The organism is Aquabacterium parvum (assembly GCF_001447195.1).
In the GTDB taxonomy this organism is placed as follows: domain Bacteria; phylum Pseudomonadota; class Gammaproteobacteria; order Burkholderiales; family Burkholderiaceae_C; genus Aquabacterium; species Aquabacterium parvum.
On record NZ_LFRI01000086.1, the window covers coordinates 33639 to 54259 of the forward strand.

The window sequence follows — 20621 nt, forward strand, 5'->3', positions numbered from 1 at the left end:
TCATCAGCGGGGCACCATGAAAAAAGCCGGGGCATGCCCCGGCTTTCTGCTTTGGCGAGGCGGCTGCCATCAGACAACCACCAGGTGAATCACTCCACCGCCTTGACCATGTCCTCGACCACCTTCTTGGCGTCGCCGAACACCATCATCGTCTTGTCCATGTAGAACAGCTCGTTGTCCAGGCCGGCATAACCGGAAGCCATCGAACGCTTGTTCACGATCACGGTCTTGGCCTTGTAGGCCTCCAGGATCGGCATGCCGTAGATCGGCGAGCCCTTGACGTGCGCAGCCGGGTTCACCACGTCGTTGGCACCCAGGATGATGACCACGTCGGCCTGGCCGAACTCGCCGTTGATGTCTTCCATCTCGAAGACCTGGTCGTAGGGCACTTCGGCCTCGGCCAGCAGCACGTTCATGTGACCGGGCATGCGGCCCGCCACCGGGTGGATGGCGTACTTGACGTTGATGCCCTTCTCGGTGAGCTTGTGAGCCAGTTCCTTGACCGCGTGCTGAGCACGGGCCACGGCCAGGCCGTAACCCGGCACGATCACCACGGTCTCGGCGTTGCCCAGCACGAAGGCGGCGTCGTCGGCCGAGCCGCTCTTGACGCTGCGCTGCTGCTGTGCGCCACCCGTGGCGGCAGCACCTGCGTCACCACCGAAGCCACCCAGGATCACGTTGAAGAACGAGCGGTTCATCGCCTTGCACATGATGTACGAGAGGATGGCACCGGACGAGCCCACGAGCGAGCCAGCGACGATCAGCATCGAGTTGTTCAGCGAGAAGCCGATGCCGGCTGCCGCCCAACCCGAGTAGCTGTTGAGCATCGACACCACCACGGGCATGTCGGCGCCGCCGATGGGGATGATGATCAGCACGCCTAGAACGAAGCTCAGCGCGATCAGCGCCACGAACACGTCCATGCGCTGCGTGGCCATGAAGACACCGATCAGGCCGATGAGGGCCAGGCCCAGCACCAGGTTCAGCATGTGCTGACCAGCGAAGTTCACCGGTGCGCCCTGGAACAGGCGGAACTTGTACTTGCCGCTGAGCTTGCCGAAGGCGATGACCGAACCCGAGAAGGTGATGGCACCGATGGCCGCGCCCAGGGCGAGTTCGAGCAGGTTGCCCACCGGGATCTGGGCGAGCGAGCCGTCAGCCGGCTTGGCCACGATCTGGAAGGCATAAGGCTCGGCGACCACGGCCACGGCGATGAACACCGCAGCCAGACCGATCATGCTGTGCATGAAGGCCACCAGCTCGGGCATCTTGGTCATCTCGACGCGCTTGGCCATGATGGCGCCAGCGCCGCCGCCGATCACCAGCGCGCCCAGCACGTAGGCGATGCCTTCACCGAAGTTCAGCGCCAGGGCTTGCGCCTGGCCATGGATCAGGCCGATGGTGGTGAGCACGGCAATGGTCATGCCGGTCATGCCGAAGACGTTGCCACGGATGGACGTCGTCGGGTGGCTGAGGCCCTTGAGCGCCTGGATGAAAAACACCGAGGCGACGAGGTACAGCAGTGCGATGAGGTTCATGCTCATTTACTTGGCTCCTGCCTTCTTGTCCTTCTTCTTGAACATCTCGAGCATGCGCCGGGTGACCAGGAAGCCGCCAAAGACGTTCACTGCGGCCAGCGCCACGGCCAGCACGCCCATGGTCTTGCCCAGCGGGGTCACCGTCAGCGCGGCGGCCAGCATGGCGCCCACGATGACGATGGCGGACACGGCATTGGTGACAGCCATCAGCGGCGTGTGCAGAGCGGGGGTCACCGTCCAGACCACGTGGTAGCCAACGTAGATGGCCAGCACGAAGATGGTCAGGTTGATGACGACGTGCGAGATCGCTTCCATCGTTGTCTCCTGGGATCTTGAAAAAGGGGGGTCAGTCGAACTTGCGGACTTCCTTGATGGCGTTGCCCTCGTCGAGCAGCACCACCTTGGGCTTGTAGCCAGCGACTTCGCCTTCGGTCATGGGCGCATAGGTGCAGATGATCAGCAGGTCACCGACGTGGGCCTTGCGGGCCGCTGCGCCGTTGAGCGAGATGACACCCGAGCCACGCGGCGCCTTGATGACGTAGGTGGAGAAGCGTTCGCCGTTGTTGATGTTGTAGAGCTCGATGTACTCGAACTCCTTCATGTCGGCGGCGTCCAGCAGGTCTTCATCGATCCCGCAGGAGCCCTCGTAGTTCAGATCGGCCTCGGTCACCGTGGCACGGTGAAGCTTGGCTCGCAGCATGACGCGTTGCATGGGGTACTCCTACAGTGATCAGGCCCGCAGCAACTGACCGTCGCGGCACATCAGGCAGGCCTTGACGATGTCGTCTTCGAGGTCAACGTGGAACTGGCCTTCCTTGTTGAAGACCAGTTTCAAAAAGTCCAGCACGTTGCGGGCATACAGTGCGGACGCGTCGGCAGCCACCAGGGCCGGCAGGTTGGTTTCACCGACCAGGGTCACGCCGTGCTTGACGACGGTCTTGCCGGCTTCGGTCAGAGGGCAGTTGCCACCGGCTGGCGCAGCCAGGTCAACGATGACCGAGCCAGGCTTCATGGCCTTGACCATGTCCTCGGTGACCAGCACCGGGGCGGCGCGACCGGGGATCAGGGCGGTGGTGATGACGATGTCGGCGGCGGCCACGCGCTTGGCCACTTCCACCTTCTGGCGGTCGAGCCAGGACTGCGGCATCGGGCGGGCGTAACCGCCCACGCCTTCGGCGGCTTCCTTTTCTTCGGCCGTCTCGAAAGAGACGTCGATGAACTTGGCGCCCAGCGACTCGACCTGCTCCTTCACCGAAGGACGCACGTCGGAGGCCTCAATGACCGCGCCCAGGCGCTTGGCCGTGGCAATCGCCTGCAGCCCTGCCACGCCCACGCCCAGGATCACCACGCGGGCGGCCTTGACGGTGCCGGCGGCGGTCATGAGCATCGGGAAGATGCGCTGGTACTTGTCGGCGGCGATCATGACGGCCTTGTAGCCCGCCAGGTTGGCCTGCGAGGACAGCACGTCCATGCTCTGGGCACGGGTGGTGCGCGGCGCGGCTTCCAAGGCGAAGGCGGTCAGCTTGGCGTCGGTCAGGCCTTGCAGGCCGTCCTTGTCGAACGGGTTGAGCATGCCGACCAGCGCAGCGCCGGGCTTCATGAGGGCGCGTTCGTCGGCGTTCGGCGAGCGCACCTTGAGCACCATGTCGGCACCGAAAGCGCCGGCCAGGTCGGTGATCTCGGCACCGGCGGCCACGTAGGCCTCATCGGTGACGCTGGCGGCGACGCCTGCGCCCGATTGCACGCGCAGGGTGTGACCCTGGGCCTTGAGCTTCTTGACGGTTTCCGGGGTCACGGCAACGCGGGTTTCGCCCGCGAAGGTTTCCTGGGGTATGCCGATGAGCATACGTGTCTCCTGCTGGTGAGGCGCCGGGCCCTGTCCCCCTCACATGATTGTGAAGAAAGGTGAACCCGACGGGAATGAATGGTGCCAAACCCACCAGCATACACAAAGACGGCGACTTTCCCGGGGCGCGGCGTGATGCGAAGGGCCCGTTTTGCGTCGCGAGGGCACCCCACCCCCCGCGAATTGATGACAAACGTTGTCAATTTTGGCCAGCACAGGGCCTGCGCCCACCGTTCCCCCAAGCGGGTCACCCACACGTCACGCCATTGGGGGATAATGCCGGGCTCATGAACTCCGCCGATCTGCTCGCCGTCACGGTACCGCCTGGCCAACCCGCCGCCCCCAAGGTGCGCTGGAAGCCCAACGTCACCGTCGCCGCGCTCATCGAGCGTGACGGCCGCTTCCTGCTGGTCGAGGAAGACACCTCGGACGGCCTGCTGCTGAACAACCCCGCCGGTCACCTCGACCCGGGCGAGTCGCCACTGCAGGGCGTCATCCGGGAGACGCTGGAAGAAACCGCCTGCCAGTTCACGCCCGAAGGCTTCCTGGGTCTGTACATGTCCCGCTTTCGCCGCACCCGCACCGGCGAAGACATCACCTACCTGCGCCTGGCCTTCTTCGGCTCGGTCAGCGAGCCCGATCTCTCGCTGCAGCTCGACGAAGGCATCGTGCGCGCCGTCTGGATGACGGCCGACGAGATCCGCGCCTGCCCCGAGCGCCACCGCAGCCCGCTGGTGCTCGAATGCCTGGAAAGCTACCTGGCTGGTCAGCGCTACCCGCTGGAGTTGCTGACCGTGCATGACAGCGTGTTCTCCGCGCCCAGCCACCACCGCGCCGCCTGACAGCGGCCGGCCCCGGTTCGCCGCGGCCCCCTGAACGTTCTTGCACCCCATGTCCATCCGCCCCCAACGTGTCGTCGTCGGCCTCAGTGGCGGGGTGGACTCGGCCGTCACGGCCTGGCTGCTCAAGCAGCAAGGCCACGAGGTCATCGGCATCTTCATGAAGAACTGGGAAGACGACGACGACAGCGAGTTCTGCTCGTCGCGCCAGGACTTCCTGGACGCTGCCTCGGTGGCCGACGTCATCGGCATCGAGATCGAGCACGTGAACTTCGCGGCCGACTACAAAGACCGCGTCTTCGCCGAGTTCCTGCGCGAGTACCAGGCCGGGCGCACGCCCAACCCCGACGTGCTGTGCAACGCGGAGATCAAGTTCAAGGCCTTCCTGGACCACGCCATGCGCCTGGGCGCCGAAAAGATCGCCACCGGGCACTACGCGCGGGTGCGCAGCGTGGCCGATGAAGCCTTCGAAGCCGGCCAGCGCTTCGAACTGCTCAAGGGCCTGGACCCGCTGAAAGACCAGAGCTACTTCCTGCACCGCCTGAACCAGGCGCAGCTGTCCAAGACGATGTTCCCGGTGGGCGAGCTGCCCAAGACCGAGGTGCGCCGCATCGCAGGCGAGATCAAGCTGCCCAACGCCCGCAAGAAGGACTCGACGGGCATTTGCTTCATCGGCGAGCGGCCCTTTCGCGAGTTCCTCAACCGCTACCTGAGCAACACGCCCGGCCCCATCAAGGACGACAAGGGCCGCAAGCTGGGTGAACACGTGGGCCTGAGCTTCTACACGCTGGGCCAACGCAAGGGCATCGGCATCGGGGGCGTGAAAGACAAGGGCGCACCGCGTGGGGGTGGTGAGCACGAACCGTGGTTCGTCGCCCGCAAGGACCTCGAGGCGAACACGCTGTACGTGGTGCAAGGCCACGACCACCCCTGGCTGCAGCAGCACACGCTGGTGGCCGATGACCTGAGCTGGGTCGATGGTCGGGGCCCGGCGGTGGGCCTGCAGCCGATGGCCGCCAAAACGCGTTATCGCCAGGCCGATGCGGCTTGCGAGGTCACGGGCGCAAGTGCGCAGACGCTGGCCTTGCGCTTCCCCGAGGCGCAATGGGCCGTCACGCCAGGCCAGTCGGCCGTGCTTTACCAGGGCGATGTCTGCCTGGGTGGCGGCGTGATCGCCAGCGCAGGCTGACGCACACGGCCTTGACGCCGCCCGGCCCTCGGCGCGCAGCCCGGTCAACGGGGTCGATGCAACGGCCACCATGACATGCTGCAACAATTTCCCGCTGGACGTCACTCGGCAATTCTGACAACTTGGGCGACGCGGAGCGCGCGTGCAGCTCGCTTCCTGCACCTCCGATCTGGCGCTGGCCATGTCGGTTGAACAAGGTCCAACGCAGCGGAGAAAACCAAGATGCCAGGGACGCGCAAGCTCGGCCGATCGGCCGTGTCAAAGGGTGCATGGGTGTTGCTGTGCTGGGTGGGAGGCGTGATGGCCGCCACCTTGCTGATCCGGGGCAGCGGCTCCACCACGCCCACCCTGCCCCCAGCCACCACCCTGATCGGCTCGACCCCTGTTGCGCCCGACGTCCCGGGCGTGCCGACCTCACCCACACCTGGCGACCCCAACGAATCCCCCCCCGGCCTGGACACCCGGCCGCCCAACGCCACCTGCCACGCACCGGAGCGCCCCGTCGAGCAGGCCAGCGTTTCCTTGAGCAGGGCCATCTCGAACGTGGGCTTTGGCGCGGTGGGCATGGCCCGCGCGCCCAACGACCCCAGCAAGTGGTACCTGGTCGACCGCGCAGGCGTGATCAAACGCTTCAACCGACAAGGTGGCTCGTTCAGCGCTGCCGGCGACTTCGTGGACCTGCGCGACCGGGTCCAGACCGCGGTTCAAGGCAACCAGGGCGAGATGGGCCTGCTCAGCCTGGTCATGCACCCGAACTTCGCAGCCAACGCTCAGGTCTACGTTTACTACAGCGGGGCCAGTGCCAGCGGCACGGCCACCGAGGGGCGCATCTCCAGGTTCATCAGCCGCGACAACGGGCTCACGCTGGACAAGGATTCCGAAGAGGTGCTCATCCGGGTGCCCCGGACGTCGGCGCTGCACTGGGGCGGCTCGCTGCAGTTCGGCCCGGACGGCTTTCTTTACGCGGCCTTCGGTGACGGACGGCAACACACCGCCGTGCAAGACCTGAGCAGCCTGCTGGGCAAGATGATCCGCATCGATGTCAGCCCGGCGACGGGCTACGCCGTGCCACCGAGCAACCCTTTCGTGTCCCGAGCAGGAGCCAGGCCGGAGATCTTCGCCCTGGGCTTTCGCAACCCCTGGGGCTGGACCATCGACCGCGTGAGCGGCGACATCTGGGTGGGCGATGTCGGTGAGGGCGCGTTCGAGGAGGTCAACCGGGTGGTCAAGGGCAGCAACCACGGATGGCCCATCCTGGAGGGCAACCAGTGCACCAATTGGGTCGCTTGTGTGCGCACTGGCCTGTCCGAAGCCGCCCTCGTGTACGAGCACGACGACAGCGGCGCCGGCAACGCGGTCATCGGCGGCTTTGTGTACCACGGCGACGCCATCCCCGATCTCAAAGGCCGGTTCGTGTTCGCCGACGTCTCGGGCAAGGTCTACGCGCTCAAGCAAACCGAGAGCGGGCAGCACCTGCGGCAGCAACTGGCTCAGGTCTCCGGCTACCCGACCATTTTTGGCCGCGACGAAAAGGACGAGCTGTTCCTGTCCGTGGGCTGGTCTTTGATGGCCATCGGCCCCTCCGGAGTTCGTGAGCCTTCTGCCTTGCCCGCGCGCTTGTCGCAAACCGGCTGCTTCGATGCGCAACGCGACTGGCAACCTGCGTCGGGCGTGCTGCCCTTCGAGGTCAATTCGCCGCTGTGGTCCGATGGCGCCAGCAAGGAGCGCTTCCTGGCATTGCCCGATGGCAAGCAGATCCACATCGAGGCCAACGGCGACTGGACGCTGCCCATCGGCTCGGTCTTGATCAAGCATTTCCGCCTGGGGGGGCGACTGATCGAGACCCGCTTCCTGGTGCGGCACACCGATGGCGACTGGAGCGGCTACACCTACGAGTGGGCCGATGACCAGAGCGATGCGCACCTGCTGGAGTCGGCCAAGGTCAAGCAGGTCGGCACCCAGACCTGGCACTACCCGAGTCGGGCGCAGTGCATGGCTTGTCACACCGAGGTGGCGGGGCGCTCGCTGGGGCTGGAGACGGGCCAACTCAACCGCACGGCGAGCTATCAGGCAACGGGCCGCATGGCCAACCAGCTGAGCACGCTCAACCACATCGGCCTGTTCGACGCGCCCCTGACCGAGGCGCCGGCCTTCCTGGCAGCGCTGCCGACCCCTGGCGACAGATCGAAGGCACTGGACGCTCGGGCGCGCTCCTACCTGCACGCCAACTGCGCCATTTGTCACCAGCCTGGCGGGCCAGGTCGTGGGCCGGAGGACTTCCGTTTCACCACGCCCGCAGCAGCCATGGGCGCCATCGGTGTCGAACCCACGCAGACCAACTTCGGCGTCGAGGGCGCCAAGCTCATCACGCCAGGCCGCCCTGATCTGTCCATCGTCAGCCTGCGCACCCACCTGCTGGAGACCGGTCGCATGCCACCGCTGGGCCGCAACCTGGTGGACGAGGCGGGCGTGGCCCTGCTGGACCAGTGGATCCGATCGGGCCTGGGCATGGGCGTGGCCGACACGGATCGCGACGGCATCGCCGACCACGTCGACAACTGCCCCAAATCCACCAACCCAACTCAACTGGACGCGGATGGCGACGGTTTTGGCAACGCCTGTGACGCCGACTTCAACGGCGACCGCCGGGTCGATGCGCTCGACGAGGCCATCATCCGTCAAGCCTACGGTTCATCGGTCGGACAGCCGGCCTACCTGCCTGTGGCGGACATGGACGGGGACAGCCGCATCAGCGCACTGGACATGACGCGGTTTCGCCGGCGGCTGGGCCTGCCAGTGGGCGATTGAACGAGGTCCAGCCAGAAGGCCCTGCGCGCGCTTGCCGGCTCAGGGCTGGCGGGGTGGCGACAATGGCGAGACATGAACGCCCTGATCGCCCCCACCGGCAGCGCCGCCGCGCCCATCGTCATCCTCGACACCAACGCCCTGCTGGACTGGCGGGTGTTCAAGGACCCGGTCGCTCACCCCATCGCAGGCGCCATCCTGAGCGGGCGCCTGCGCTGGCTCGCCTGCCCGTCGATGGAGCAGGAGTGGCACCAGGTCTGGCCACGCAGTTACTTCAAGCCCTGGCAACCCGACCCGATGCTCACGCTGACGGTGTTCCAGCACGCCACCTTCGTGGACGAGCCGCCGCGCGGCCCCCTGCGCTGCAAAGACCCGGACGACCAGGTCTTCATCGACCTGGCGCTGCACGTGGGCGCGACATGGCTGCTGAGCAAGGACGCTGCGCTGCTCAAACTGGCCGGACGTGCGAGGAAGCTCACGGGCCTGGAGGTCATGCCGCTGACGCAATGGTCAGGCATGTGCGACAATGCGGGTTCTCCCTGAACCGCGTTGAACAGTGACCATGAGCATTTTCACGGGCAACGACCGCCTGGCCTGGGCCCAGGCCGTCATCTCCGGCATCCCCTACGCCATGGCGTCGGGCATGACGCTGACCGACATCGGCCCTGGCCGCGCCAGCCTGCTGCTGCCCGCGCGCAGCACCTGGACGGGTGACGCCGAGCGCAAACTCATCCACCCAGGTTGCCTGAGCGTGCTGGCCGACACCGCCTGCGGCGTGGCCGTGAGCTGCGCCATGGAGCAGATCGAGCCCTACGCCACGCTGGATTTGCGCATGGACTACCTGCGCCCGCCGGTGGCAGAAACCGACCTGATCTGCCACGCCGAATGCCACCGCCTGTCGCGCAGCGTGGCCTTCGTGCGCGGTGAGTTGATGCAACCCGGCCAGAGCGAGCCGGTGGCCACCGTGTACGCCACCTTCATGCGCGCCACGGCCGCCACGCGACGCAAGGACTTGCCTGCAGCAGGTGCTGCGGCCAGCGTCGAGGCGCAAAGACCGGCGCCCAGCAAGCCCTCGCGCCCCACACCCGCCGAAGCCGCCTCGTCCCTGATCGCACCCGCCTCGGTCGAGCCCAGCCAGGTCTTCGTCAGCCGCGCCGCAGACATGCCCGAGACGCTGGCCGTGCCGGTGGGCCGCTCGCCTTACGTCGACTTTCTGAACGTGCACCAGCAGCCGCAGATCGACGCCGGCCCGGTGTTCCGCATGCCCTACAAGGCCGACCTGATCGGCAACCCGGTGCTGCCGGCGCTGCACGGCGGCGTGCTGGCAGGCTTTGGTGAAACCGCCATGGTGCTGCACCTGCTGGCCACCAACCCGACGCTGGCGGCCATCCCGCGCAGCGTGGACTTCGCCATCGCCTACATGCGCTCGGCCAAGCCCATCGACACGTTCGCGCAGAGCACGACGGTGCGCCAGGGCAACCGCGTGGCGCTGGTCATGGTGTCGCTGTGGCAGGACGACCCGTCGCGCCCGGTGGTGCAGGCGCGCGGGCACTTCCTGATGCCACGCGAGGACGACTGAGCGGCCTGATTGCGGCATGGGGCAGCGCCGCGCGGTGCCCCACCATCAGGCCGTCAGGCCGCAAGGAGAGAGATCTGGCGGCGACGCGCCCAGGCTAACGCGCCGATACCAGCCAGCGCCATGAGCCCAGACGTGGGCTCGGGCACGGCGGGTGGGGGCGCTGAGACCGACTTGAATTGCAGGCTGACCGCGTACAGAGGCATGGAAGGGTCATGCTGCAAGTTGCTCATTGTCGAGTGGATCTGCCAAGCAGCCTGGTACTGGCCTTCACCGATCTGAGTGATCGGCACAGCCTCATCCAGTCCCACTGCATAGAAGAACGGAAGCGGAACCGAATACCAGGCACCCCGATCACCCTCGTAATACTCCAACATCGTGAGCGTCGCGCTATCAAAGCGCGCCGTCATGGTGGACAAATCGACCGAGGGGGGCGTCGTGGCCCCCCAACCCGAGGAGAAGGAGAGCCGCCAGCTGGACCAACCACCCGGCGTCGCAGGGCCAGCCAAACCAGAAGCCACGTCATCTCGGTATGTTCGATCGTCAAACGTCAGCCCCGTGCCAGACAGCTTCGCGTGCTGCAAAGGCCCAGCCGAGGAGGCTTCGTCCAAGCTGAGAAGATCAACATCGAAGCTCACGACGCGCCACTCGGCGGCATGGCTTGTGACAGGGGCCGTGGCGCTGGCCAGGCAAAACAAAGCAGTGCAAAGAGCGTGTCGGCTCGATAGCATGGTGATTCCTCCGTGAATGTGTGTTGACTGGGGTCCGTGATGGACCGCGCCCGAATTCTTAACGAAGCACCTCACCGAGGTTGTGACAAATGATAAGCAATCGGCTCACACGCCGGACCGATCGCCCCTCGCCAGCCAGGCCCCGATGCGTGCCATCTGCGTGGCGTGATCGACCTTCGGCTGCCAACCCAGCGCCCGCGCGCGGTCGAGCGGAAAGCGGCTGTCCCACGCGATGAGGTTGAGCGCTTCGGTGGTGACGGGCGGGCGTTTGCGCGGCCACAAGCGTTTGAACACCGGCTCCGTCAAACGCGCCCCCAGGTAGGCGAGCACACGGGGCACCGACTTGGGCGGGCGCGTGCCCAGCAGCCGCGCCAGGTCGTTGAAGTAGTCGCGCCAGCTCAGGGGCAGGTCGTCGTGCACGTGAAAGGCCTGGCCCCAGGCGCGCGGGTGCATGGCCGCGTGCACCAGGAAGTCAGCGACATTGTCGACACCCGCCAGGGCCGCGTTGCCCCGCCCACCACCAATCAGCGCAGGCAGGCCTTGCCGCAAGGCCTCGGCCGCGTCGACGACCCAGGGCCCCGAGCCCGGCCCGATGATGTTGGCCGGTCGCACGACACACACTTGCACGCCCTGCGCCATGTAGCGACGCGCCAGCGCCTCCTGGCCTTGTTTGGCCCGACCGTAAGGGCCTTGCCCGACGCCAGGCGCGACGTCTTCGCGACAGGGCCCGCGCTGGATGGCGTCGCCGTAGGCGCAGATGCTGGTGACCAGCACCACCGCCGCCCGGTTCACGAGAGCGGCTTCGAAAACATGGGCCGTGCCACCCACGGTCACGCGCTGGTGGTCCTCATCCCGACCGGCATCGCCCACCAGGGCCGCCAGGTGAAAGCACCAGTGGCAGCCCTGCATGGCGCGCGCAACGTCATGGCCCGAGGTGATGTCACCGCGCAGCACGACAACGCGATCGCCCCAGCGTGGGCCCCAGGCCTGCGGCACGGGCTCGTTCGGCAAGGCGAAAACGACCACGGTGGACGCCGTGCGCTCGAGCAGTTGCTCGACCAGCACCCGGCCCAGGAAGCCGGCGCCGCCGGTGACCAGGATGCGGTCCTGGCTTGCCGGCTGGAGCACCCGCGGTGAAGCAGAAGGGGCCTCGAAATCGGCCATCACGCGGCCTTGCGCGACAAGGCGCCTTCGCCGCGCCGCTGGATGCGGCCAAAGTGCGCTTCGCCGAACAGGTGGCTCACCGGCTCGCCCGGGAACAACCAGTAAGGCGTGCGCTCGCTGGACGAGGCGCAGTTGGGGTACTCGGGGTTGATGGACGGGCCGGCCAGCGTCTTCTCCAGCACCATGGAGATGTACTGGTCGTTGCTGCCTTCGAGCGTGTTGCCGTTGAGGATGACCTCCTTGCCCGTGGACAGGGCGTGGCGGCGCACGGCGTTGATGCGCGAGTTCTTCGGCTCGTAGGCGTCAACGCCGACGCCGTTCTCGCTGGTCACGCGGATGCCGTCGGGCACGCGGGCGGCCAGCGAGTGGTTGCCTTCGGTGTGGCCCGGCGTGTGGACCAACGCCACCCCGGGGCCCAGGCTCAGGCTGCCATCGAAAGGCACGATGCGCTCGCTCGGGATGCCGGCGATGCCGTTCGGGCAGTACCACTCCGCTTGCAAGGGCAGCAAGGCCAGCGTGGAGGCCCACTCCTGGCGGTGCACCAGCAGCTTGGCGTTCGGGAAGTACGGCTTGGGGCCGGCGAGCCAGCGGCGCACGTCCTGCGTGTGCAGGTGGTCGTAGCTGATGTAGTCGATGTCTTCGGGGCGCAGGCCGCAGGTGGCCAGCACGCTCTCGACGGTGTTGAACTGCGGCGCCACGATGGGCTGCACCCACTTGGGCGCGCGCTCGGCCAGGCGCTTGAAGAACGGTGTCTCGCGGTTGGCGTCGTGATCGGTGGGCGACATCAGCAAGGTGCGCAGCACGCCGTCGTGGTCGAGGTACTGGACCACGAAGAGTCGGTTGAGCAGGTGCACCAGCGGGAACTTGAAGCCGCGGTCGGCGAACACACCCGAGTAGGCGTAATACGTCGGGTAAGGCGCGCGAATGAGGTCGAAGCTGCGCCAGCACAGCACCTCGGGCTCGGCGAGCATGCGCTCGCGCAGGGCTTGGGCGCGGCGGCGCACTTCGCGCAGGCGGTCTTGCGGGGCGGCGGCGTCACGGGCGCCATCGAAATCGGTGAGCGAGCGCATCCCTGCCGGGTGAGGCATCTGGGTCATCGGGGTCTCCAGGAAAAGGCGAGAGGGGACGCAGTGCCCCACGGTTCAGTAACCGGCCATGCGGGCGGTCACCAGGCGGTTCATGAAAGCGGGCGACAGCTTCGAGAGCAGCGCGAACAACTTGGTCTGCCAACCCACCAGCGAGTGCACGGGCAGGCTGCCTTGAGAAGCGTTGGCCAGCTGCCAGACGGTGGCGGCCACGTCCTCGGGGCCCAGGCGCACGCCGAGCGTTGACACCGTCTTCATGCGGCTGACCTCGTTGGTCACCATGGCGGTGTTGACGAACAGGGGCAGCACGTCGACCACGCGGATGCCGTGGCGGCGCCACTCGATGTCCAGCGCTTCGGTGAGGCTGCGCACCGCGGCCTTGGTGGCCGAGTAGGTGCCCAGCTCGGGCTGGCCGTACAGGGCCGAGGCCGAGCACATGTTGATGACGCGGCTGCCCTGGGTGCGCTTGAGCAGCGCAAAGGCCAGGTGACAGCCGTTGACCAGGCCTTTGAGGTTGATGTCGATGAGGCGGTGGTGGCGCACCAGCGCAGCCTCTTCGAAGGGCTGCGTCACGGCGATGCCGGCGTTGTTGAAGAGCACGTCCAGGCGGCCGCCTGTGGCTTGCTCGAAGCTCGCCAGGGCCACGCGCCAATCGTCTGCGCTGGTGACGTCCAGCCTCGCCGCGACGCATTGCTCGGCGCCCCACTTCTGCTGCAATGACCGCAGCCCCGCCTCGTCGACGTCATAGGCGCCGACGAACCAGCCTGCCGCCAGGAAGCGCTCGGCCACGGCTCGGCCGATGCCTGCGGCGGCGCCGGTGACAAAAAGGGTGGGACGCTGGGTGGGTGGCATTGAAACAGGCTCCTGGGGTGAGGCCCGAGCATAAGGACCAGGGGCTTGCCCGGTCTTGACCCGGTCGGCTTGATTTTTAACAATTTCATCCATGCACGACACCCAGCCCTCGCACGAACTGCGCCGCCTGCACGCCAGAGACGCCGTCCAGGGCATGGTGCCGCAAACCTTCCTGAAGGTGCTGGCCGAGCACCTGCAGCGGCATGGCGTCGACCCCGCCAGCCTGATGCCACCCGAAGCGCTGCGCTTCGGGATGCAGCACCTGGGTCGTTACCCGGCCGAGGCTTACTGCCAGCTGCTGCTGCGCGCAGCCGAGCGGCTCAACGACCCGCTGCTGGGCCTGCACCTGGGCCAGTCCATCCAGCCGGCCCACCTGGGCGCGCTGGGCTATGTGCTGCTGGCCTGCGAAAACCTGGGCGCCGCGCTGATGCGCATCCAGCGCTACCACCGGCTGCTGCACGACATCAACCCCATCCAGCACCACATCGAAGGCGACAGCATGGTGCTGCAGTGGGGCGTGGCCCGGGGCAAGCCAGGCGCCCTGTTCGACGAGACCGGCATCACCGCCATCGTGCAGTTCGCCCGGGCGCTGTGCGGGCGCATGCTGCCGGTGCGCGCGGTCGACTTCGTCAACCCGGCACCGAGTCAGCCCCAGCCGTTCACCGACCACTTCGGCTGCCCGGTGCGCTGGGGGCAACCCGTCACGCGCCTGGTGATCCCACTGCAAAGCCTGCAGACCCCGTTGCATCAACCGGACCCGGTGCTGCTGGGGCTCATGGAAGAACAGGTCGAAGCCGCGCTGGCCCACCTGCCCGACAGCGGCGACCTCATTGAGCTGACCCGCCGCGTGGTGCGCCAGCTGGCCCGCCACGGTGTGCCCGAGCTGGAGCAGGTGGCCGCCGAGTTGCGGCTCTCGCCCCGCGTGTTCTACCGGCGGCTGGCCGAGCGCGGTCAGCAGTTCCGTCAGTTGCGTGACGGCGCGCTGCGCGAGTTGGCCGAGCTGCACCTGGCCGACGAACGGCTGACGCTGGCCGATGTCAGCGAGCTGCTGGGCTACACCGAACAAAGCGCGTTTTCGCGCGCTTTCAAGCGCTGGAGTGGGCAAGCGCCGCTGACCTGGCGGCAGCGGCTGCGCCACCGCGAGGCCGAGGCACCTGGCAGCCACGACACCACACCCGCCCAAGCCAACGGCGCCACGCCCGATCCGGCCTGAGCGGGGTCGCCACGCCCCCAGCGCGCGCTCAGGCGCTCAAGCGCTCAACTGCCGGCTCAGGTCGCTGCAGTGGAAGCCGCTGGCCGCGCCGCGCGCCTGAGCGGCCAGCCACACGGCCACCGCCTCGCGCTGCTCGGGCGTGCAGTGCAAACCCAGCTTGCTGCGTCGCCACAGCACATCATCGCAAGTGAGTGCCCACTCATTTCGTTTGAGAAAGAACAGCTCTGCCTCGTGCAGGTCAGGTGCGACCTCGGCGCCCAGGTCGCCACGCGAGGAAACGCCATCGAGCAAACGCAGCACGCGCCCGCCGTACGCGCGGGTCCAGCGGCGCAGCAAAGGCAGGTCGATCCAGGGGTGGCGCTGGCGCAGGCGGTGCTGAAAAGCCGCCATGTCGGCCTCTGGGTGGCTCAGCTCATCGACCAGCTCCGACAGGTCGCCACCCGGCAGGAAGGCGGACTCCGTCCAGGGCCGGCGCACCTCGCCCAGCATCGCCCCGACCTGATCGGCCGCCTGCTCGGACAGCTTGCGGAAGGTGGTCAGCTTGCCACCCCAGACGGTGAGCCAGGGCGCGGGCCGCACCTGGCTTTGCAGCAGGTAGTCTCGCGTGACGGCCGAGGCCGATCCCCGCGCATCGTCGAGCAGCGGCCGCACGCCCGCGTAGGACCACACCACGTCCTGGTGCGTGATCGGGCGGCGCAGGTAGCGGCCCAGTTCACCGCAGAGGTAGTCGATCTCCGAGCCTTCGATGTCCACGTGGGCCGGGTCGCCCTTGAACTCGACGTCGGTGGTGCCCACCAGGGTGAACTGGCGCTCGTACGGGATGGCGAAGATGATGCGCCCGTCCCGGCCCTGGAAGATGTAGGCGTGGTCGTGCTGGAAAAGCCGGGGCACGACGATGTGGCTGCCCTTGACCAGGCGCAGCGCACCGTGCGGGCCGGCGTGGCGGCCGCGCCCACTGGAGGGCGGGGGCACCTGCATGAGGTCGCGCAGCACCTGCTCGGCCCAGGGGCCTGCGGCGTTGACCACGGCGCGGGCCTGCACCACCAGGCGGCGCGTTTCCTGGCCTGTCAGCGCGTCACGGCGGCTGAGTTCTGCGCGCCAGCCGGCGCCATCGGGGCGCAAGCTGGTGCAGCGCGTGCGGGTGAGCACCTGCGCGCCACGTTCGGCGGCGTCGAGCGCGCACAGGGCCACCAGCCTGGCGTCGTCCACCCAGCCGTCGGAGTAGACGAAGGCCTGCTGCCAGCTCGGCTGCAGGCCCTCGCCCAGCGGGCTCTCGCGCAGGTTCAATGACTCGGTGCCGGGCAGGAAATCGCGGCCCGCCAGGTGGTCGTAGAGGTACAACCCCAGGCGCACCAGCCAGGCCGGTCGCATGCTCGCATCGTGCGGCAACACAAAGCGCATCGGCCACATGATGTGCGGCGCGCTGCGCAGCAGCACCTCGCGCTCTTGCAGGGCCTTGCGCACCAGGCCGAATTCGCGGTGCTCCAGGTAGCGCAGGCCGCCATGGATGAGCTTGGTCGAGGCCGACGAGGTGTGGCTGGCCAGGTCGTCCTGCTCGCACAGCACCACGCGCCAGCCTCGGCCCGACAGGTCGCGCGCGATGCCGACGCCGTTGATGCCGCCACCCACCACGAGCACATCGCACAGGTGATCTGCGGGGCGCAAAGCGGGGTCGCCCGGGCTCGCCTCGGTGTTCGGGTCGGCGCGTTCGGCGGTCGTGCTCAAGCGGTCTCCTCTGTGGATGGCCCGGGCTGGGCAGGCCATTTCCGATGCTGTGGCGCATCTGTGCCCCGATTGTGCCGAAGGCCTCGCCACGGCATGCCCGGATTTACTTGGGGAGGCGCGCATGCCACGCGCGCTTTCCTTGCTTTTCTGTTGCTATCTTTTCGGATAGGCTGCGCGCAAAACGCTTTTCGCGTCGCACCTTCACCCGTCCATCCTCCTCATCGCCGCCATGCCATCCTCCCCGACCTGGAGCCCCAACCCCCGCCAGCAAGCCCTGCTCGACGAAGTCAAGGCGCGCGGGTCGGTGTCGGTCGAGCGCCTGGCCCAGCGCCTGGACGTGACCATGCAAACCGTGCGCCGCGACGTGCAGCGCCTGTCCGAGGCCGGCTTGCTCACGCGCTTTCATGGTGGTGTCAGCCTGCCACGCGAAGCGCCGGCTGTGGCCGCCTGGAAGGAGCGCCAGGCCCTGTTCGCCGATGCCAAGGCGCGCATCGCCCGCTCGGTGGCCGCCGCCGTGCCCGATGGCGCCACGCTGATGATGGGCATCGGCACCACCATCGAGGCGGTGGCGCGCGAGCTATTGAAAAAGCCCGGCCTGACGGTGGTGACGCACAACCTGCACGTCGCCAGCCTGCTCAGCGAGCACCCGCAGTGCAAGGTTCACGTGGCCGGCGGCATGCTGCGCACCCGCGACAGCGCCATGGAAGGCGACGCCACGGTGGAGTACCTGCAGCAGTTCAAGGTCGACATCGCCATCGTGGGCACACTGGGGATCGACCCCGACGGCAGCCTGCGCGACCGCGACCTGCGCGAGCAGGCGGTCTACCAGACCATGGTCAGTCAGTCACGCGAGAGCTGGATCGTCGCCGACGCCAGCAAGTTCGGCCAGGCCGGCCTGGCCCAGGTCGGCCAGCTGCGCGATGCGCGCCGCGTGTTCACGCAGGCGCTGCCTCCCGCGCCTTTCCCCAAGCTGATGCAGGAATGGGACATCGCGCTGACCATCGCGCCCTGAACCACCGACCGATTGGTCGGGGCATCTTGCGTCGCGAGCTTGCCCTGTGGTTGCCGAACTCGTGACTTCCCTCATCGACGCGGCAAGGGGAATGCGGACACTGCAGGCATCAAGCTAGCAAAAAGGGACCCCATGCATGCACGCACCACCGGTGTCGCACTGGCGCTCGCCATCCTGGCGATGACGTCGGCACAGGCCAAGAACATCTACGTCAACAACAAAGGCAGCTGCCTCTTGCCTGCCACCGACTGTGGCGGTTTGTTCAAGCCCTACAAGCACCTGGGGGACGCACTGAGCAAGACAGTCGCGGGCGACACGGTGATCATCACCGGCAACAGCGACAAGCCTTACCACGCCACGATCGACGGTGCGTTGACCGACGTGGTGGGCCAGGACGTGATGAACTTCGACCGCCTCAGCGCCAATCCGGGCGCGGGCCAGGCCGTCACCACCATCAAAGCCGCAGGCAGCACCAAGCCCATCATCCGAGGCAGCTTGAAAGTCGGCAACTGGCAGCTGGTCAGCAGCACCGGCGGCTACCTCTACAAACGCAGCTGGCTGGTGCGCCAGTGGGGCGCCACCAAGACGCTGGAGCCTCAGCAGGTCTTTCGCGACACCTTGCCCGATGGTCAGCGCTCGCTGCAGCAAGTGGGCGGACAGGTGTTCGGCGGTTACCACCCGAGTGTGGACACCAGCACCATCGACCCCGACCTTCAAGCCGGCCTGGTTGGCAACCCCGAAGGCCTGTGGCCGGGACACCGAGCGTTCCAGGGCACCGACAAGCTGAGCAACAACCAGTTTTGGTTCGACCGCGCCAACAACGAGCTCTACGTGAAACTGGCCACCGCACTGGGCGCCAGTGAAACGCTGGAAGTCAGCGTGATGCAGTTCATCGCACAAGGCACCAAGGTGCACAACGTGGTGCTGCAGAACCTCGTCTTCGAGCGCAGCAACACCTCGACCTTCTGGCGCGGCGGCGCCGTGCAGTTCACTGGCAGCGGCAACACCCTGGACCGCGTCGACATCCGCGACGCCGACTCAGGCTGCGCCGTGATCTCCGGCGACAACAGCGTGGTCACGGCCTCGAGCTTCAAACGCTGTGGCCAGGTCGGCCTGTTTGCCAACGGCAACAAGCTCAAGATCACGGGCAACACCTTCACCGGCAACAACACGCGCGGCTTCAACCCCAACTGGGAGGCCGGGCCGACCAAGTTCATCGGAGGCAAGGCCCTGACCGGCTCCGAGATCTCGGGCAACGTCGTCGCTGCCAACGCAGGACACGGCATCTGGCTGGACACGCTCAACCACGACAACCTGATCCAAAACAACGTGGTGGCCTTCAACCTCATCGGCATCTACCTGGAGAACTCGGACCGCGGCTTGATCAACAACAACGTCGTCTTTGGCAACCGCAACCAGGGCGTTCAGCTGCGCGGCAGCCCCGGCACCAGGATCACCAACAACCAGTTCGCGGGCAACGGCGGCGATGGGGTGTTCATGACCGCGCAGTCTGCCGTGGACCCCGCCCACCTGAACACGGGCATCCAGGTGACCGGCAACGTTTTCGCCTGGCACGACGAGGCCAGCGGCAACCGCAAACCCGTGTGGGTGACGCCCTCGACCACGCTGTCGAACAACCGCTATTGCGGTCGGGCAGCCAGCGCGGGCTCATTGCACTTCTGGCTGCAGGACTGGACCCCCGACCCTCTGCTGGGCTGGCCCAACAACGTCTTCAACTGGTCTTCATGGCGCGCGCTCAAGTCTTCGCCCAATCAGAGTGTGGCCGGACACGACACGGTGGGCTCGGTCATGCAGATCGCTGCGACGCTGCCCCCCACGGTGTCCGACTGGACCGACCCCAGCAAGACCCCCACGTTGAGTCAGGCGGGCACGACCAGCAACATCGCGACCACCCGCAGCAACCTGCTGAACCTGATCAATCAGCATTGCAAGTAAGGCGTGCAACGCCTGCCGACAGCCGGGGCATCCCTGCCCCCGGTTGTCGCCTGCGTTGCCCACGCTGTCGCGAAAACTGCCACGGATCGGCCGACAGGTCGTTAGCATGCGGGGTTGCCCAGCCGTTTCGGAAGCCCCACGCATGAGCCCCATCCCCACCGAGCATTTCTTCGTCCAGGGCCCTGATGGGCAGCTCGCCGTTCAGCGCTGGGGCGATCGCTCGCGTCCCCTTGTCGTGCTGGTGCACGGATATCCCGACAACCGCCACAAGTGGGACGAGGTCGCGTTGCACCTGTCCAAGCGCTACCAGGTCATCGCCTACGACGTGCGCGGTGCAGGCGCCTCGTTCCGCCCGACGCGCCAACAGGACTACAAGCTCGCTCGCCTGACGGCCGACTTCACCGCCGTCATCAACGCCTTCAGCCCCACGCAGCCCGTGCACCTGGTGGCGCACGACTGGGGCTCGGTCCAGAGCTGGGAGTTCGTCTCCGAGCCCCTGCTGAAAGGCCGCATCGCGTCCTACACCTCGTGCTCCGGCCCCTGCCTGGACCACATGGGGCACTGGATGCGCGAACAACTGGGCAAACCCACGCCCACGCACCTGTTTCGCCTGACGGTGCAGCTGCTCAAGTCCTGGTACGTGTACCTGTTTCACCTGCCTGCCGTGCCCGAACTCATGTGGCGCCACCTCACCGGCCCCAACTGGCCACGCCTGATGCGCTGGCTCGAAGGCGTTCAGATCCAGCCCCGGCCCACCCAGGCCGACGACGGCGCGAACGGCGTCAACCTCTACCGCGCCAACGTGTTCCCCTGCCTGATCCACCCGCGCGAGCGCATCGCGCACGCCCCGGTGCAGGTGATCGTGCCGCTGCGCGACCACTTCGTCAGCCCAGCTTTGAGCGAGAACCTGCACCGCTGGGCCCCAGGTTATGTGCGCCAGGAAATCGACGCCGGCCACTGGATCACGGTTCAAGAGCCGAAATTGTTCGCCGATGCGGTGCTGGCTTTCATCGACCAACTCCCTGACACATTGGCCAAACCCTTGCGCGCCGCCGGGGCTTGAGCAAGCGGCGCAGAATGCGTCGGTCAT

At 67.1% G+C, this 20621-nt stretch carries 18 protein-coding genes; 9 read left to right on the forward strand and 9 right to left on the reverse strand.

The features are described from left to right. Window positions 1–89: 89 nt before the first annotated feature. From ABG80_RS03025 to ABG80_RS03040, 4 genes are read right to left on the reverse strand one after another with little or no spacing between them, the layout of a single operon-like run. Window positions 90–1544, reverse strand: a complete 1455-nt coding sequence (locus tag ABG80_RS03025; protein ID WP_058086303.1) for an NAD(P)(+) transhydrogenase (Re/Si-specific) subunit beta — start codon at window positions 1542–1544, stop codon at window positions 90–92. After that, window positions 1545–1853, reverse strand: a complete 309-nt coding sequence (locus ABG80_RS03030; protein ID WP_058086304.1) for an NAD(P) transhydrogenase subunit alpha — start codon at window positions 1851–1853, stop codon at window positions 1545–1547. A 31-nt stretch (window positions 1854–1884) separates the two neighbouring features. After that, a complete protein-coding gene (panD, locus tag ABG80_RS03035; RefSeq protein WP_058086305.1) occupies window positions 1885–2250 on the reverse strand; it encodes an aspartate 1-decarboxylase in 366 nt (121 codons plus the stop codon). 18 nt (window positions 2251–2268) lie between these two features. Further along, window positions 2269–3384 carry a Re/Si-specific NAD(P)(+) transhydrogenase subunit alpha gene (locus tag ABG80_RS03040; protein ID WP_058086306.1) on the reverse strand — a complete coding sequence of 372 codons (1116 nt, stop codon included), beginning with the start codon at window positions 3382–3384 and terminating at the stop codon, window positions 2269–2271. A 287-nt stretch (window positions 3385–3671) separates the two neighbouring features. On the opposite strand from ABG80_RS03040, the gene ABG80_RS03045 reads away from it, so the two are divergent. The 5 genes from ABG80_RS03045 to ABG80_RS03065 all read left to right on the forward strand — a co-directional run bounded on the left by ABG80_RS03045 (window position 3672) and on the right by ABG80_RS03065 (window position 9796). Then, the gene (locus ABG80_RS03045) at window positions 3672–4226 is read left to right on the forward strand and encodes an NUDIX hydrolase (RefSeq protein WP_083505765.1); all 555 of its coding nucleotides are present in this window, start codon (window positions 3672–3674) and stop codon (window positions 4224–4226) included. 49 nt (window positions 4227–4275) lie between these two features. Further along, a complete protein-coding gene (gene mnmA, locus ABG80_RS03050) occupies window positions 4276–5412 on the forward strand; it encodes a tRNA 2-thiouridine(34) synthase MnmA (protein WP_058086307.1) in 1137 nt (378 codons plus the stop codon). A 300-nt stretch (window positions 5413–5712) separates the two neighbouring features. Continuing rightward, entirely contained in the window at window positions 5713–8220 is a 2508-nt protein-coding gene (locus ABG80_RS03055; RefSeq protein WP_152987429.1) for a PQQ-dependent sugar dehydrogenase, read from the forward strand. Window positions 8221–8292: 72 nt separating this feature from the next. Next, window positions 8293–8760: a PIN domain-containing protein gene (locus ABG80_RS03060; RefSeq protein WP_058086309.1), complete on the forward strand. Its 468-nt coding sequence runs from the start codon at window positions 8293–8295 to the stop codon at window positions 8758–8760. A 19-nt stretch (window positions 8761–8779) separates the two neighbouring features. Next, the gene (locus ABG80_RS03065) at window positions 8780–9796 is read left to right on the forward strand and encodes a PaaI family thioesterase (RefSeq protein WP_058086310.1); all 1017 of its coding nucleotides are present in this window, start codon (window positions 8780–8782) and stop codon (window positions 9794–9796) included. A 53-nt stretch (window positions 9797–9849) separates the two neighbouring features. Here ABG80_RS03065 and ABG80_RS03070 read toward each other — a convergent pair whose 3' ends face one another. The 4 genes from ABG80_RS03070 to ABG80_RS03085 form a co-directional block, all read right to left on the reverse strand. Next, window positions 9850–10524: a PEP-CTERM sorting domain-containing protein gene (locus tag ABG80_RS03070; protein WP_083505766.1), complete on the reverse strand. Its 675-nt coding sequence runs from the start codon at window positions 10522–10524 to the stop codon at window positions 9850–9852. Window positions 10525–10629: 105 nt separating this feature from the next. Continuing rightward, window positions 10630–11688 carry an NAD-dependent epimerase/dehydratase family protein gene (locus ABG80_RS03075; protein ID WP_058086312.1) on the reverse strand — a complete coding sequence of 353 codons (1059 nt, stop codon included), beginning with the start codon at window positions 11686–11688 and terminating at the stop codon, window positions 10630–10632. Continuing rightward, a complete protein-coding gene (locus ABG80_RS03080; RefSeq protein ID WP_058086313.1) occupies window positions 11688–12785 on the reverse strand; it encodes an MBL fold metallo-hydrolase in 1098 nt (365 codons plus the stop codon). Before ABG80_RS03080 ends, ABG80_RS03075 begins: the two co-directional genes overlap by 1 nt. A gap of 45 nt (window positions 12786–12830) precedes the next feature. Next, window positions 12831–13625, reverse strand: coding sequence for an SDR family oxidoreductase (locus tag ABG80_RS03085; RefSeq protein ID WP_058086314.1), 795 nt, complete (start codon window positions 13623–13625; stop codon window positions 12831–12833). A gap of 91 nt (window positions 13626–13716) precedes the next feature. Here ABG80_RS03085 and ABG80_RS03090 point away from each other — a divergent pair, with 91 nt between their 5' ends. After that, a complete protein-coding gene (locus ABG80_RS03090; protein ID WP_058086315.1) occupies window positions 13717–14838 on the forward strand; it encodes an AraC family transcriptional regulator in 1122 nt (373 codons plus the stop codon). 36 nt (window positions 14839–14874) lie between these two features. Here ABG80_RS03090 and glpD read toward each other — a convergent pair whose 3' ends face one another. After that, complete coding sequence (gene glpD / locus ABG80_RS03095) at window positions 14875–16563, reverse strand: glycerol-3-phosphate dehydrogenase (RefSeq protein ID WP_407638727.1); 1689 nt, start codon at window positions 16561–16563, stop codon at window positions 14875–14877. Between the two features lie 229 nt (window positions 16564–16792). Between glpD and ABG80_RS03100 the strand changes: the two genes are divergently transcribed. The 3 genes from ABG80_RS03100 to ABG80_RS03110 all read left to right on the forward strand — a co-directional run bounded on the left by ABG80_RS03100 (window position 16793) and on the right by ABG80_RS03110 (window position 20594). After that, window positions 16793–17575: a DeoR/GlpR family DNA-binding transcription regulator gene (locus tag ABG80_RS03100; RefSeq protein ID WP_058086316.1), complete on the forward strand. Its 783-nt coding sequence runs from the start codon at window positions 16793–16795 to the stop codon at window positions 17573–17575. A gap of 132 nt (window positions 17576–17707) precedes the next feature. After that, on the forward strand, window positions 17708–19531 hold the full coding sequence (locus tag ABG80_RS03105; protein WP_058086317.1) for a right-handed parallel beta-helix repeat-containing protein: 1824 nt from the start codon (window positions 17708–17710) through the stop codon (window positions 19529–19531). Between the two features lie 142 nt (window positions 19532–19673). After that, window positions 19674–20594 (forward strand): alpha/beta fold hydrolase, encoded by a 921-nt coding sequence (locus tag ABG80_RS03110; RefSeq protein WP_058086318.1) that lies wholly within the window; start codon window positions 19674–19676, stop codon window positions 20592–20594. Window positions 20595–20621: the final 27 nt, after the last annotated feature.